This window comes from Rhodococcus sp. LMD, from assembly GCF_056108245.1.
The window spans coordinates 1004000-1018804 of sequence record NZ_CM148557.1; the positions used below are offsets into that span (position 1 = coordinate 1004000).

The 14805-nt window shown below is 70.3% G+C and carries 16 protein-coding genes; 8 read left to right on the forward strand and 8 right to left on the reverse strand.

Features of this window, described 5'->3' with window-relative positions:
• Positions 1-2: 2 nt before the first annotated feature.
• The 7 genes from ACWPQI_RS04650 to ACWPQI_RS04680 all read right to left on the reverse strand — a co-directional run bounded on the left by ACWPQI_RS04650 (position 3) and on the right by ACWPQI_RS04680 (position 5909).
• A complete protein-coding gene (locus ACWPQI_RS04650) occupies positions 3-662 on the reverse strand; it encodes a class I SAM-dependent methyltransferase (RefSeq protein ID WP_026137805.1) in 660 nt (219 codons plus the stop codon).
• A gap of 111 nt (positions 663-773) precedes the next feature.
• Positions 774-1544 (reverse strand): SDR family NAD(P)-dependent oxidoreductase, encoded by a 771-nt coding sequence (locus tag ACWPQI_RS04655; protein WP_010593892.1) that lies wholly within the window; start codon positions 1542-1544, stop codon positions 774-776.
• Positions 1545-1609: 65 nt separating this feature from the next.
• The gene (locus ACWPQI_RS04660) at positions 1610-1969 is read right to left on the reverse strand and encodes a carboxymuconolactone decarboxylase family protein (RefSeq protein ID WP_010593893.1); all 360 of its coding nucleotides are present in this window, start codon (positions 1967-1969) and stop codon (positions 1610-1612) included.
• Positions 1966-2799 carry an NAD(P)-dependent oxidoreductase gene (locus tag ACWPQI_RS04665; protein ID WP_474738834.1) on the reverse strand — a complete coding sequence of 278 codons (834 nt, stop codon included), beginning with the start codon at positions 2797-2799 and terminating at the stop codon, positions 1966-1968. The genes ACWPQI_RS04660 and ACWPQI_RS04665 overlap by 4 nt, the downstream gene beginning before the upstream one ends.
• 29 nt (positions 2800-2828) lie before the next feature.
• Positions 2829-3590 carry an SDR family oxidoreductase gene (locus ACWPQI_RS04670; protein ID WP_017680897.1) on the reverse strand — a complete coding sequence of 254 codons (762 nt, stop codon included), beginning with the start codon at positions 3588-3590 and terminating at the stop codon, positions 2829-2831.
• 5 nt (positions 3591-3595) lie between these two features.
• Positions 3596-5077, reverse strand: coding sequence for an aldehyde dehydrogenase (locus ACWPQI_RS04675; protein ID WP_010593897.1), 1482 nt, complete (start codon positions 5075-5077; stop codon positions 3596-3598).
• Between the two features lie 238 nt (positions 5078-5315).
• Positions 5316-5909: a TetR/AcrR family transcriptional regulator gene (locus tag ACWPQI_RS04680; RefSeq protein WP_010593898.1), complete on the reverse strand. Its 594-nt coding sequence runs from the start codon at positions 5907-5909 to the stop codon at positions 5316-5318.
• Positions 5910-5995: 86 nt separating this feature from the next.
• Between ACWPQI_RS04680 and ACWPQI_RS04685 the strand changes: the two genes are divergently transcribed.
• The 8 genes from ACWPQI_RS04685 to ACWPQI_RS04720 all read left to right on the forward strand — a co-directional run bounded on the left by ACWPQI_RS04685 (position 5996) and on the right by ACWPQI_RS04720 (position 13231).
• Positions 5996-7219 carry a cytochrome P450 gene (locus ACWPQI_RS04685; RefSeq protein WP_474738673.1) on the forward strand — a complete coding sequence of 408 codons (1224 nt, stop codon included), beginning with the start codon at positions 5996-5998 and terminating at the stop codon, positions 7217-7219.
• A gap of 66 nt (positions 7220-7285) precedes the next feature.
• Positions 7286-7846: a TetR/AcrR family transcriptional regulator gene (locus tag ACWPQI_RS04690; protein WP_010593900.1), complete on the forward strand. Its 561-nt coding sequence runs from the start codon at positions 7286-7288 to the stop codon at positions 7844-7846.
• A 3-nt stretch (positions 7847-7849) separates the two neighbouring features.
• Positions 7850-9061, forward strand: coding sequence for a cytochrome P450 (locus tag ACWPQI_RS04695; protein WP_017680892.1), 1212 nt, complete (start codon positions 7850-7852; stop codon positions 9059-9061).
• On the forward strand, positions 9054-9854 hold the full coding sequence (locus ACWPQI_RS04700) for an SDR family oxidoreductase (RefSeq protein WP_010593902.1): 801 nt from the start codon (positions 9054-9056) through the stop codon (positions 9852-9854). The genes ACWPQI_RS04695 and ACWPQI_RS04700 overlap by 8 nt, the downstream gene beginning before the upstream one ends.
• The gene (locus ACWPQI_RS04705; protein ID WP_017680891.1) at positions 9851-11203 is read left to right on the forward strand and encodes a cytochrome P450; all 1353 of its coding nucleotides are present in this window, start codon (positions 9851-9853) and stop codon (positions 11201-11203) included. Before ACWPQI_RS04700 ends, ACWPQI_RS04705 begins: the two co-directional genes overlap by 4 nt.
• A gap of 11 nt (positions 11204-11214) precedes the next feature.
• Entirely contained in the window at positions 11215-11409 is a 195-nt protein-coding gene (locus ACWPQI_RS04710) for a ferredoxin (RefSeq protein WP_010593905.1), read from the forward strand.
• Between the two features lie 17 nt (positions 11410-11426).
• On the forward strand, positions 11427-11978 hold the full coding sequence (locus ACWPQI_RS04715; RefSeq protein WP_017680889.1) for a Cif family virulence factor: 552 nt from the start codon (positions 11427-11429) through the stop codon (positions 11976-11978).
• On the forward strand, positions 11972-13231 hold the full coding sequence (locus ACWPQI_RS04720) for a hypothetical protein (RefSeq protein WP_010593907.1): 1260 nt from the start codon (positions 11972-11974) through the stop codon (positions 13229-13231). The genes ACWPQI_RS04715 and ACWPQI_RS04720 overlap by 7 nt, the downstream gene beginning before the upstream one ends.
• A 105-nt stretch (positions 13232-13336) precedes the next feature.
• Here the strand turns inward: ACWPQI_RS04720 and ACWPQI_RS04725 are convergent, their stop codons facing one another.
• Positions 13337-14803, reverse strand: a complete 1467-nt coding sequence (locus ACWPQI_RS04725; RefSeq protein ID WP_474738674.1) for an FAD-dependent oxidoreductase — start codon at positions 14801-14803, stop codon at positions 13337-13339.
• Between the last annotated feature and the right edge of the window lie 2 nt (positions 14804-14805).

Consider the following 14805-nt stretch of genomic DNA (forward strand, 5'->3'; position numbering starts at 1 on the left):
CGTCAGCCCGGCAGCATTCCGGCGGTGCCGGAAGTGCGTTCGAGCACGCGCAGCGAACCGGTCACCGACACCTCGGTGAACTCGCCGCTCCCGAGCGCGCGCAGGTAGACCTCGTACGGGGGACGGCCGCCGTCCTTCGGATCGGGGAACACGTCGTGGATGATCAGGGCGCCGCCGACACGCACCCACGGCGCCCAGCCCGCGTAGTCCGCCTGCGCCGCCTCACTGCTGTGACCACCGTCGACGAACACGAACGACACCGGGGTCCGCCAGAACTCCGCGACCTGGCCGGATCGTCCCAGCACCGCCACGACATGAGATTCGAGGTCCGCGTCGGCCAGGGTGTGGCGGAACCGTCCCACCGTGTCCAGATGCCCGGTGTGCGGGTCGACGAGGGCCGGATCGTGGTACTCCCATCCGGGTTGGTGCTCCTCGGACCCGTGATGATGGTCGATCGTGACGATGGTTCCCCCGGTGGCCTTCGCGGCGGCTCCGAGATAGACGGTCGAGCGCCCGCAGTAGGTGCCGATCTCGACGCCGACCCCGTCGCCGAGATACCGGACCGCGGCGTCGTGCAGGGCCGTGCCCTCGTCGATCGGCATGAAACCCGGTGTCGCCTCGGCCAGCTCGATCGTCTCCCGGGGCAGGGTGGTGCGGGTCATGATGATCGGTCTCCGTTCGTTGCGGTCCACGGTGTGCTCGGAAGCGGTACGTATCGGAACCACAGTACCCACCGGTTCCGGCGGGCCACCCGGCAAGCCGCCGGATGCAGGTCAGGCGCCGTAGCCGCCGTCGACGTCGAGGATCTGCCCGGACACGAAGTCCGCCCGGTCCGAGGCGAGGAAGGCGACGGCCTCGGCGACGTCGTGGGCGTCGCCGAAGCGTCGCAGGGGAATGTTGTTGCGCGCGACGGACAGTGCGCGCTCGTCGAGTTCGCCGGACCCGATCAGCCGGGCGGCGGTGCCGTCGGTGAGCATGCCCGGCCCCACCGCGTTGACCCGCACCCCGAATCGCCCTTCCTCGGCCGCCAGCGCCCGCACGAGGGCTTCGATCGCACCCTTCGGTCCGGCCGACAGGCCGTCCCGGACCGGGAACCGGCGGGTCGCCGCCGTCGTCACCGCGACGATGTTGCCCCGCGACTCCCGCAGCCGGGGCAGTACCGGGTGGACGAGATTGAAGAACGCGCCCGCGTCGCCCACGAGCTGGTCGCGGAACTGCGCGGGCGTCACCCGGCTCAGGTGCACCATCGGCACGTGCGGTCCCGCCGCGTGGACGAGTGTGTGCAGTGCACCGAACGTCGCGACGGCTGCGTCCACGACCCCGGCGGCCGCGGCACTGTCGCTCAGCTCCGCCTGCAGCGGCAGCGCCTTCGCCCCGAGTGTGCGCAGTTCCGCCGCCAGTGCGGCGGCGGCCCCGTCGTTGCGGCGGAACGTGAAGGCGACGTCGCTGCCGCGCTCGGCCAGCATCCGGCACACCGCCCGGCCGATCCCGCCGGTGCCGCCGGCCACGAGGGCCGCGCCCGGGCGGTCCGCGAAGTCCTGCACTGCTCACTCCTTCGGTTCTCGCGCCGCGGGGCCCCGAGCGGGCTCGGGGAACTCCCTCGGTGGGCTCACGTCTTGCGGCGCCGGGCGAGCACGCCGCCGATCATCGAGTCGAGTTCGGTGCCGAGCGGCCATCCGACATAGTGGCACAGGAACAGGGCGATCTCCTTCAGTTGCGGTTCGTCGAGTTCCTCGTTGTGGAGTGCGGCCCCGACCTGGATCTCGGCCACGTCGATCAGCCCCTGTGCGGTGAGCGCGCCGAGCAACAGCAGCCGCCGGTCGCGGATGCTCAGCCCGGGCCGGGACCAGATGTCGGCGAAGAGGTGGTCTGCGGTGACGGCGAAATGGTCGCCGGGCCCGTCCTGCATCTCCCAGCCGTACACCTGCGACATCATGTCCAGGCCGCGGCGGCGGCGGTCGTCGGTCATGCGGGCTCCTCCTGTCGTGCGTTCTCTCCCCGGCCCACCCCGAGACCCGGACCGAGGTCGCCGAGCGCGCGCGCCGCGAGGGGCAGGTCGACGCCGAGCCGAGCGCCGAGACCGAGGGCCAGCGACAGGTCCTTCTCGCCCAGCGCACGCACGTGGTCGAGGATCGGGAACCAGAAGTCGTCCGGTGGGATCGGTGCGGTGGTGTCCCGGAGCATGATCGCCCCGGCGCCCCCGCTGATCGCGTCGGTGTGGCGGACCACCTTCCCGAGCGCGGTGATGTCCAGCCCGGCCGCCTCGGCGAGCCGCTGCGCCTCCGCGGCAGCGGTGAACGACACGAAGTGCAGCAGATTCCGGGCCAGCTTCATCCGGGTGCCCGCGCCGACCGGACCGGCGTGCACGACGAGGTCGGAGAACCACGAGAACGGTTCGCGCACCATGTCGAACGCCGCGTCGGAGGCGCCGACCATCACCGCGAGCCGGCCCTGCTCGGCGCCGGGGGCCCCGCCGCTGACGGGAGCATCGACGAGCTCGAGCCCGCGCTCGGCGCATGCGGCGGCGAGTTCCACGGCGGTGGTGTCGGCGACGGTCGAGTGGACCGCGATGACCGTGCCGGGCCGCGCGCCGCCGAGCAGTCCCGCGACGACTGTGCGGACCTGGGCGTCGTCGACGACGGTGACGCACACGACGTCGCATTCGCGCGCGAGGCCGGCGGGGTCGTCGGCGGCTCGCGCGCCGGCCGCGGTGAACGGCGCGACGGCGTCGGGTCGGGTGTCGAGCACGGTGAGCCTGCCCGGCCGGTCCAGCAGTCGCTTCGCCATCGGGGCCCCCATGTTGCCGAGGCCGATGCAGCCGAGCCGGGTCACGAGCGGATCACCTGGCCGCCGTCGACGTTGAAGATCTGCCCGGTGATCCAGTCCGCCTCGTCGGAGAGCAGGAACAGGCACATGCCCACCAGATCCCCGGGGGTGCCCATCCGTTTCAGCGGCAGTCTGGAAACTATGTCCGCCACCATGTTTTCCGGTGTGACGGTGCGGGTGGCCTCGGTGTCGATCGGGCCCGGGGCGATCGCGTTGATGCGGATGTTCGAGCCGCCGAGTTCGGTGGCCAGCTGCTGGGTGAGTCCGTTGACGCCGACCTTGGCCAGGCCGTAGAAGCCGGAGTACACCCATGCGGCGGTCGACGACTGGTTGACGAGCGAGCCGCCGTTCGCCGTCATGTGCGGCCACACCGCGCGGGTGACGTTCAGCGCGCCGTCCATGTTCACGCTCATGAATTTCCTGTAGTAGTCCCACGGAACCGTCAGCAGCAGATCGAGTTTCATGCCACCGTAGATCGCGGCGTTGTTGACGACGTGGTCGATGCCGCCGAACGTCTCGACCGTGAATGCCGCGAGTTCGCCGGCCGAACCGGGATCGGACACGTCGACGGTCTTGAAGACGGCGGTCCCGCCGTCGGCGACGATCTGCTCGGCCACGTGCCCGCCGCGCTCGGTGTCGATGTCCGCCACGACGACCGAGGCGCCCTCGGCGGCAAGGGCCTTGGCGTACGCCTCGCCGATGCCCTGGGCCGACCCGGTGACGATGGCGGTACGGTCGGCGAAACGCGTTGTGCTGCGGATCATGTTCGTCAGCCTCTCTGCTTCGCCGCGGGTTCGGCGACGAGTTTGGTCTCCAGGTACTCCTCGAAGCCGGCCACACCCATCTCGCGGCCGATCCCGGACTGCTTGTAGCCACCGAAGGGAGCGTCGGCGGCGTACCAGATCCCGCCGTTGACGCTCAGGGTGCCGGTGCGGACCCCCTCGACGACCCGGCGGATCCGGTCCTCGTCGGTACCCCAGACGGCTCCGGACAGGCCGTAGGGGGAGTCGTTCGCGATGCGGATCGCCTCGTCGTCGCCGTCGTAGGGGAGGATCACGAGGACCGGCCCGAAGATCTCCTCCCGGGCGACCCGCGCGTCGTTGCCGACCCCGGCGATCAGTGTCGGTTCGACGAAGAAGCCGCGCTCGTGCTCGGCGGGGCGGCCACCGCCGACGACGATCGTCCCGCCCTCCTCGACGGCGAGCCGCAGATAGCCCTCGACCCGGGCGCGCTGGCGCTCGGAGATCAGCGGACCGCATACCGTGCCGGGGTCGTCCGGGTCGCCGGGCCGGATGCCGCGCAGCGCGTCGGCGGTGACGCGGACCGCCTCCTCGTAGCGGCCGCGGGGGACGAGCAGGCGGGTCGTGATGGCGCACCCCTGCCCGGCGTGGGTGCACACGGTGAAGGCGGCCATCGAGCAGGCGGCGCCGAGATCGGCGTCGTCGAGCACGATGAACGCCGACTTGCCGCCGAGTTCGAGGAACACCTTCTTCACGGTGTCCGAGGCGGCGCGCATCACCGACCGTCCGGTGGGGGTGGATCCGGTGAACGACACGAGATCCACCCGCGGGTCGGTCGCGAGCAGGGCGCCGAGGGCATGGTCGCTCGAGGTCACGATGTTCACCACGCCCGGCGGGATGTCGGTCTCCTCGGCGAGGATCCGGCCCACGACCGCGGCGCACCACGGCGTGTCGGGCGCGGGCTTGAGCACCATCGCATTGCCGGCGGCGAGCGCGGGGCCCAGCTTGGCGAAGTTGATCTGGTGCGGGAAGTTCCACGGGGTGATCGCCCCGACGACACCGACCGCCTCGCGGAGCACGTAGCGGTGGGTGGGGATGCCCATCGGCGCGGCGTTGCCGAGATCCTGGCGCCACGCGTAGTTCTCGGCCAGATCGGCGAAGTACCCGAGGTCGCCGACGGGGCCCTCGAGATGGGCTCCGGTGGTGAGGAATCGGGGGGCGCCGGCCTCGGCGATGGTGATCGCCCGCAGTTCCTCGAGGTGACCGCGCAGCGCATCGCGGAGCTGACGCAGGCAGCGGGCCCGGAAGGAATGGTTGCGGGACCAGCCGGTGGTGTCGAAGGCGCGACGGGCCGCCTCGATCGCGGCGTCCGCGTCGGCGGCGGTGCCGTCGGCGGCGGTGCCGAGGACTTCCTCCGTCGCCGGGTTCACGACCTCGAACGTGCCTCCCGAACCGGGAACGAGTTTGCCGTCGATGAGCAGTGCCGAGCTGCCGGTCGGAATCAGGGACATCGGTGCTTCCGTTCGTCGGGGCGGCGTGGCGGGCGGTATCGGAACGGGTCCGGCGGGGCGTCGAGTGCCGGGCGGCACGATGTGAGGCCCCTCATTTTCTGGACAGCTGTCTGGACTATAGTTCGGCCAGGGGGGTGGCGCAATGCCGCCGGACCGGTCCGCGCGGCGGCAGGGACGCGCCGGCACGGGCACTCGGGACGGCCGGCAGTTTCTCCTCCGGCGACGGCGTGGGACGGACTCAGGATCGCGCGGAGGCCGCGCGAGCGGCGGCCAGGGCGCCCGCGACCACGTTCTCGTAGATGCGGTCGAGGTCGAGCTCGTCGCCGAGGAAGCCGCTGCGCACGATCACGGCGAACCCGTGCATCGCGGTGAACAGGCTCACCGCGGCCTCGAGCGTGTCCTCCTCCGGCACCCCGCACGAGGCGAGCATCGAGCGGAGGGCCGAATTCGCGTCGAGGGCCGCCGCGAGCAGGGCGCTGCGGTCGCCCGGCGCCACCGTCAGCGCCTGGTAGCGGTGCGGATGCTCGGCGGCCCACGCCCGGTGCGCATCGATGAGAGCGCGCAGGCCTTCGGGCCCGCTGCGGCCCATTGCCACCTCGCGGAGCCGGGCGCCGAGCTCGGTCATCGTCCGCACCTGGATCTCACCGCGGACGTCGTCGAGTCCGCGGACGTGGTTGTAGAGCGAGGCGGTGACGATGCCGAGACGGCCGGCGAGGGTGCTCATCGTCAGCTGCTCCCAGCCGGACTCGTCCACCACCGCCGAGGCCGCGTCGATCACCTTCTCGCGGCTGAGATTCCGACGGCGTATCGGCCTGTGCTCTCCGGTCCCCATGCAGCCATCCTACGGATCTTCCATTTCAAACGAATGTGTGTAGCTTGTAAACGACGGTCATTCGTATACACGCGCGAGGTGGTCCCGTGACGGCATCCCGTATCGACCTGAAGAACCCCGACCTCTACACCGAGGGCGTCCCTCACGACGTCTTCGCCGAGCTGCGGCGCAATTGCCCGGTCTACCGGCAGGACGAGGAGGACGGACCCGGCTACTGGGCGGTGACGCGGCATGCGGACGTCACCGCGGTCTCGCGCGACAGCACCACGTTCTCGTCGGCGCTCGGCACGACGCAGATCGACGAGTTCGACGCGGAGACCCGCCGCAAACAGGCGGCGATGCTCGTCAACCTCGATCCGCCCGAGCACACCCGGTTGCGCCAGCTCGTCAGCCGCGGATTCACTCCCCGGGCGGTCCGGACGCTCGAGGGACACATCCGCGACATCTGCAACCGCGTCGTCGACGATCTCGTCGAGCGGGGCCGCGACGGCGCGGTCGTCGACTTCGTACCGGTGGCCGCCGCTCCGCTTCCGCTCGAGGTGATCGCCGCCCTGCTCGGCGCACCCGGGGAGGACGTCGACAGGCTCTGCGACTGGTCCGACCGGATGATCGGGTTCGACGACCCGGAATTCGGCAACACCCGGGCCGACGGAGAACTCGCCGCCGAGGAGATCTTCCTGTACGCCAACGAGATCGCCGCGGCGCGCAGGGCGGAGCCGCGCGACGACATCGTCTCCCGGCTCGTCCGGCCGGACGAGAACGGTGACACGCTGACCGAGATGGAGTTCGACATGTTCTTCGTGCTGCTGGTGGTGGCCGGGAACGAGACGACGCGCAACGCCGCCGCCGGCGGCATGCAGGCCTTCGTCGACCATCCGGAGCAGTGGCGCCGCCTGCAGGCCGAGCCGGAACTCGCCGCCGGTGCGGTCGAGGAGATCCTCCGGGGGGTCACCCCGGTGATCGGGTTCCGCCGCACGCCGACGTGCCCGGCGACGATAGGGGGCCAGCCCGTCGAGGCGGGGGACAAGGTGGTGGTCTACTACCCGAGCGCGAACCGGGACGAGGACGTTTTCGAGGATCCGCACGTCTTCGACATCGGGCGCACCCACAATCCGCATGTGGCGTTCGGCGGCACCGGGGTGCACTTCTGCCTGGGTGCGCACCTGGCGCGGCTGGAGTTGCGGATCCTGTTCGAGACGCTCGCACGCCGGATCGAGCGCGTCGAGCCCGCGGGCCCGGTCCGGCGGTTGCGCTCGAACTTCGTCAACGGCATCAAATCCATGCCCGTACGCGTGTACCCGAAGGGGTGACCGGTGTACGGAGGCCGTTGCCCCGGACAGGCGACCGTAGTAATGTCCAGACACGTGTCCAGAAATGTGAATCTCGAATCCACCCGCCGCCGTCTCACCGAGAAGCAGGCCGACACCGTGGATCGCCTGACGCGCGCTGCCGTGGAGGTCCTGCGGGAAGAGGGGTTCGCAGGACTGACCGTACGCAACGTCGCCGCCCGGGCCGGTGTCGCACCGGCGACCGCCTACACCTACTTCTCGTCCAAGGAACACCTTGTCGCCGAAGTGTTCTGGCGCCGGCTTGTCGCCTCGCCCGAACCCGAGGCGGCCACGACCGACCGCGTCGGCCGGGTGGTCGCGGTGTTGCGCAACGTCGCGCTGATGATGGCCGACGAGCCCGAACTCGCCGGCGCGGTCACCAGCGCACTGCTCGGCCGCGACCCCGACGTCGAACACCTGCGCGCCCGCATCGGCCTCGACATCCGGGCGCGGCTCGCCACCGCGCTCGGCCCCGACGCCGATCCCGACGAGATCGAGGCGCTGGAAATGCTCTACGCCGGCGCCCTCGTCCGCGCGGGCATGGGATACGAGACCTACGAGAAGATCGCCGATCGGCTGGAGACCTCCGCCGCACTTCTATTGGAGTAGCGCATGACCCAGGCTTCGCTCGAACCGCTCCTGTTCGATCCCTACGACTACGGCTTCCACGAGGATCCGTACCCGGTCTACCGGCGTCTGCGCGAGGAGGCGCCGCTCTATCGCAACGACGACCTCGGCTTCTGGGCCCTGTCCCGGCACGCCGACGTCGTCGCGGGCTTCCGCGACCACACCCGGCTCTCCAGCGCCAACGGGGTCTCCCTCGACCCGTCGGCCTACGGACCCCACGCCCACAAGGTCATGTCGTTTCTCGCGATGGACGACCCCCGCCACATGCGCATGCGCCGGCTCGTCTCGAAGGGCTTCACCCCGCGCCGGGTCGCCGACCTGCGCGGCCGCATCCTCGAGCTGACCCTCCGATACCTCGACACCGCCTTGGGCACGGGCGAATTCGACTGGATCGCGGAGTTCGCGGGCAAGCTCCCGATGGACGTCGTCTCCGAACTGCTGGGTGTGCCCGAGGCCGACCGCGCCGAACTGCGCCGGCTGGCGGATCTCGTGGTCCACCGGGAGCAGGGCGTGCTCGACGTGCCCGTCGCGGCGATGGAGGCGTCGCTGAACCTCGTCGGCTACTACGCGGACATGCTGGCGCAGCGCCGCACACACCGGACCGAGGACCTCACCTCGGCCCTGCTCGACGCCGAGGTCGACGGAGACCGCCTCGGCGACGACGAGATCATCGGCTTCATGTTCCTGATGGTCGTCGCGGGCAACGAGACCACCACCAAACTTCTCGGCAACGCGCTGTACTGGGGTGCGAAGAACAAGACCGAGCTGGCCGGCGTCCTCGGCAACCCGGACGCCGTCTCCGGTTGGGTGGAGGAGACACTGCGCTACGACACCTCCAGCCAGATCGTCGCGCGCACCGCCGCCACCGACATCGAACGGCACGACGGCACCATCCGCGCGGGCGACAAGGTACTGCTGCTCATCGGTTCGGCAAACCGCGACGCCGAGGTGTTCGCCGATCCCGACACCTTCCGCATCGGCCGCGACAGCGCGTCCAGGATCGCCAGCTTCGGTGGCGGCGTGCACTTCTGCCTCGGTGCCCACCTCGCGCGCCTCGAGGCGAACATCGCGCTCGAACAGTTCGCCGCGCGCGTCGCCGACTACGACGTCGACTTCGACCGTTGCGAGCGCGTGCACTCGACCAATGTCCGAGGCCTCGCGGCCCTGCCCGTAGAGGTGACCCGGCGCCATGCCTAGATTCGAGCCCAATCCGCCGCGCCGGCCCGCGATCGTCGGCGGCGCCTCCTCCGGCATCGGTACGGCCACCGCGTTCGCACTCGCCGCCCTCGGTCACCCGGTCGCCCTCGGCGCCCGGCGCGTCGAACAGTGCGAGGCCCTCGCGGAGAAGATCCGCGGCGAAGGCGGCGAGGCCGTCGCGCACTTCCTCGACGTGTCGTCCACCGACTCGGTCGACGAGTTCGTCACCGCCGCCGAGAACGCCCTGGGCCCCACCGAGATCGTCCTGTCCGGCGCCGGCGACATGGATTTCCGGCTCGTGCACGAGATGGATCCGGACCGGTTCGAGTTCCAGGTGAACGTCCACCTCGTCGGCACGCAGCGTCTCGCCCATCGCGTGCTCCCCGGGATGATCGAACGGCGCCGCGGCGACTTCGTCGTCATCGGTTCGGACTGCGCCGACGTCGCGCGGCCCCGCATGGGCGCCTACGTCGCCGCCAAGACCGGTCTCGAGGCGCTCGTGCGCCAGATGCGGATGGAACTCGAGGGCACGGGGGTTCGCGCGTCGGTGGTGCGTCCCGGCCCGACACAGACCGGGATGGGGCTCGACGCCCCCGCGGAGGTCATCGAGCCGCTGCTCGCCGACTGGACCAGATGGGGCTTCGCCCGGCACTCCTACTTCCTCCGCGCCTCCGAGATCGCGAACGCCGTCGTCGCCGTCGTGTCGGCCCCGCGCGGAACCCACCTGGTACTGACCGAAGTGCAACCGGAAGCGCCGCTGCTGAAGGACTCTCGGGGAAAGGACCCTGAATGACCACGATCGTCACTCCCACGCGTGTCTCGGGGGGCGAGCACGAACACGGCCACCTCGAGGAGCTGCGCACCGACCCCATCGGACTGATGCAGCGCGTCCGCGACGAGTGCGGCGACGTGGGGGTCTTCCAGCTCGCCGACCGCAACGTCGTGCTGCTCTCCGGCGCGCGGGCCAACGAGTTCTTCTTCCGCTCCGCCGACGAGGACCTCGACCAGCAGGCCGCGTACCCGTTCATGAAGCCGGTCTTCGGGGAGGGTGTGGTCTTCGACGCCAGCCCCGAGCGCCGCAAGGAGATGCTGCACAACTCGGCGTTGCGCGGCGAGCAGATGAAGGGTCACGCGGCCACGATCGAGCGCGAGGTCCGGGACATCGTCGCGGGCTGGGGCGACGAGGGCGAGATCGACCTGCTGGAGTTCTTCGCGGAGCTGACGATCTACACGTCCTCGGCCTGCCTGATCGGCAAGAAGTTCCGCGGCCAGCTCGACAGCCGGTTCGCGCGCCTGTACCACGACCTGGAAAAGGGCACCGACGCGCTCGCCTTCGTCGACCCCTACGCGCCCATCGAGAGCTTCCGTCGCCGCGACGAGGCTCGTCGCGGGCTGGTCGCCCTCGTCGAGGAGATCATGGTCGATCGCATCGCGAACCCGCCCCGAGGCAGGGAGGACCGCGACATGCTCGACGTCCTCGTCTCGATCGAGGACGAGGACGGCGCCAAGCGGTTCAGCGCGGACGAGATCACCGGCATCTTCATCTCGATGATGTTCGCCGGCCACCACACCACGTCGGGAACGGCGGCCTGGGCGCTGATCGAGCTGCTGCGCAATCCGGAGTACCTGCGCGGGGTCACCGACGAGCTCGACGTCCTCTACGCCGACGGTGAGGGCGTGAGTTTCCATGCGCTGCGGCAGATCCCGCTGCTCGAGGCGGTACTGAAGGAGACGCTGCGGCTGCACCCGCCGCTGATCCTGCTGCTGCGCGTCGCGCGCGGCGAGTTCGAGGTCGAGGGTTACCGGATCGGGGAGGGCGATCTCGTCGGCGCCACCCCGGCGATCTCCAACCGCATCCCGGAGGACTTCCCGGAGCCCGATTCCTTCGATCCGGGCCGCTACATCGATCCGCGGCAGGAGGACATCGTCAATCGCTGGACCTGGATTCCGTTCGGGGCGGGCCGGCACCGGTGCGTGGGCGCGGCGTTCGCCCTCATGCAGCTCAAGGCGATCTTCTCGGTCCTGCTGCGGGACTACGAATTCGAGATGTCCCAGCCGTCCGGAACCTACCGCAACGACCATTCCAAGATGGTGGTTCAGCTCGCGCAGCCGTGTGCGGTGCGCTACCGCCGTCGGATGTGAGGACACCCCCCGTGAAAGTGGAAGCAGACCTCGACCTGTGTCAGGGGCATGCGATGTGTGCGCTGGAAGCACCGGACGTCTTCGACGTTCCCAAGCACGGCACGGTCCGGATCCTGATGGACGACATACCCGAAAACCTGCGCGGCGACGTCGAATCCGCCGTCCGGTACTGCCCCACCCGAGCCCTCCGCATCGTCGAGGACTGATCCCGAGGAGACACGTCATGGCACCGTTCGACCGAGCCGAACTCGACGAGATGATCGAACGCTGGATCGGAGCGAACATGAAGGCCGAGGCAGCCGGCGACTGGAAGCCCTTGGCCGAGATGTACACCGAGGACGCGACCTACGGTTGGAACTACGGCCCGAAGGACGACTTCATGGCCGTCGGAAGGGCGGAGATCCGCGAACTCGCCCTCGGCCAGGAGATGGCCGGTCTCGAGGGATGGCAGTACCCCTACCAGCGGTTCGTCGTGGACGAGCGGACCGGCGACGTCATCGGCTTCTGGAAGCAGGTCGCCGACGCGACCCGCGACGACGGATCACACTACGAGGTGTACGGCTTCGGCGGCAGCTGGTTCCGCTACGGCGGGGACTTCCAGTGGTCCTGGCAGCGCGACTTCTTCGACTTCGGCAACGTCTCCCACCTGTTCCTGGAGATGATCACGGCCGGCACCCTGTCCGACGGCATGAACAGGCGGATCGAACGGTCGACGTCGACGAAACGCCTGCCCGGCTGGTACCCGGCCGGACAGGCACCGGTGCCGCTGTGGTGAGCCCGGTGAACGTCCGCGACTCGTTCGCCGCGCTCACCCGGTCGGACCTCGCCGTCCTCGTCCCCGAACTGCTTCTGTGCGGCCAGCTCGTCGACCGGTCCGGGATGGCCCACCTGATCTCGGCGTTCGGACGGCAGGGGATGGCCGAGGTGGCCGTCGAGGAGTGGCAGGCGTCGAGCCCGTGGTACACCCGGCGCATGCAGCGCGCCCTGCGGTACGAGGGCGACGGCGTCGAGACGATCTTCAAGGGGCTGCAGCTCGACATCGGTGCGCCGCCACAGTTCATGGACTTCCGGTTCCGCGTCGACGACCACGACCACGGCGAGTTCCGGCTCGACCACTGCGGCGCGCTCATGGACGTCGAGCCGCTGGGCGAGGCGTATGTGACGGCCATGTGCCACGACATCGAGGACCCCACCTTCGACGCGACCGCCCTCGCCACCAACCCGCACGCGCAGGTGCGGCCGATCCACCGGCCCCCGCGCCGGCCGGCCGACCGCCACCCGCACTGCGCGTGGACGGTGACGATCGACCCGTCGCACGTGCCGCCGGAGACCGCCCCGCACACCGAGGCGATCGGCCTTACCGCGGCCGTCGCGGTGGAACTCGGTCCGATCGACCCGGCGGACGAGGGACGCGGCGACTACTCCGGCCCCTTGCTCTCCGACCTGCGGTTCGCGGACTTCTCGCACTCGGCCCTCGTACGGATCGCGGAGGAGGTGTGCCTGCAACAGCATCTGCTCACGCTGGGCTTCCTTCTCGGCGTGCGCAAACGCACCGACGAGGACACCGCGCTGTCCCTCGCCCGCAAGCAGCTGACCGGCATTGCGGGGCTGGCGTCCGAGCGGCTACGCGACGCCCTCGGCCTGCCGCGCGACGTCGAAGGACTGGCGACGGTGCTCTCGGTCCACCCTGTGTTCGCGCCGAGGCAGTACGTCGATTGCGAGATCAGTTGGGAGCCCGGCAGGCTGCACCTGCGCCTCGGGCGGTCCGGGGGTGCCGACGCGGACGGATCGTGGCCCACCCTGATCGACGGGGACCACCTCGGGCCGTTGCAGGCGCTGGTGCGCGGCGTCGACCCGCACTTCACCGCGCGCGTGGTGTCCGAGGACGCCCACGCGCTCACCGTCGAGGTGATCCGCGAGGCCGAACCCGCGAGCGAGTGCGGCGAGGTCGCGATCACCCGCTTCAGCACCGGCGCGACCTTCGCGTTCGCCGACCGGGGAATCCCCCTGCCGCTCACCGTCGTCTGAACGCCCCGCCCCCATCCGTCCGGCCCGTACCGGCCGAATGTCACATCGGTTCGATTCGATCGAACCGATGTGACATTCGGCCACACCGACGGGGTGGGGGAACGTTCAGTTCGCGGCGGCGGCGATGCCGGCGCGGCGGCCGAAGAAGCTGCTGTCCCCGAGCGACGTGCCGCTCGCGTAGCCGCCTGCGCACACACCGGAGGTGCAGCGGCCCGCGGCGTACAGGCCCGGGATCGGCTCGCCGGAGACGTGCAGGACCTCCGAGTTCACGGTGGTGTGCAGGCCGCCGAGGGTGAAGCCCGCGGTGCAGTTGCGCAGGTCGAGCGCTGCGACGGGGGTCCCGATCGGTCTGACCCACTCGGGCTTCTTCCCGAGGACGGGGTCGGTGCCGGCCGCGGCGTGCCGGTTGTACACCTCGACGGTGGCCTGCAGAGTGCCCTCCGGCAGGCCCATGTCGGATTCGAGTTCGGCGACCGTCTCCGCCGCCCATTTCGGCGGGAACCGGAAGTACGGAGTGGAACTGGTGGTGGCACAGCCTTCTTCGTAGGAAGCCTCGTCGATGACGAGGTACGCCTGGTTGTCGTTGCGCAGAAGGGTGAGCTGTCCGACGCGTCCGGGGTAGGTGTCCTCGGGGACGTACCGCTGGCCGCGGGCGTTGACGAGAATGCCGCGTGCCATCAGTTGCGGATCGGCGAAGAACGCCACCTCGGTGGCGCCCATGTGCGCGAGGTCGGCGCCGAGGGCCTGAGCCATCCGGATGGAGCAGCCGTCGTGCTCCTCGATCGCGGCGGCCGGCCGGCCGATGAGCTGCGGGGCGAACGCGGTGACCATGGCGTCGTTGTACGCGAAGCTACCGGTGGTGAGCACGACGCCGCGACGTGCCCGCACGAAGACCTCGTCGCCGAACTTCTTCGCGGCGATCCCGACGACCCGATCCGCGTCGTCGACGATCAACCGCTGCACCCGGATGTCGAACACCGGTGTCACCCCGAGGGATTCGGCCGTCTCGGCCAGCGGCTTCATCAGCATGTACCCGCCGCCCTGCTCGCCGGTGCGCTTGTTGCTCATCTGCGGCACGTGGCCGCGCGGAGCGGGCGTGGCGATCTCGTTGAAGGGTGCGGAGTTCTCGCCGCCCGAGTACATCAGGCCCTCGTCGCCGGGGATCTCCCAGCCGGGCTCGCCCCAGAACGCCGATCTGAACACCACTCCGTTCTCGGTGAGCCACCGGTAGTGCTCGACGCTGCCGTCGCAGTAGTCCGCGATCTTGGCCTCGTCGGCGCCGGGGCCGAGGGCGGCGAGCATGAACGTCTTCATGTTCTCGGGGGTGTCCTCGAATCCGAGTTCGCGCTGGAGCGGTGTGCCGCCGCCCAGGTAGACGATGCCGCCGGACAGGGCCGCGGCACCGCCCCAGCCGCCGGTGCGTTCGAGGATCAGCACGTCGGCGCCGGCGCGGGCGGCCTCGATGGCGGCCGAGACCCCGGCGATGCCGTAGCCGGCGACGACGACGTCGGCCTCGTGGTCCCAGGCGGTGATCTCGGCGGCGCGCAGTGGGCGGAAGGCGGCAGTGGTCATGG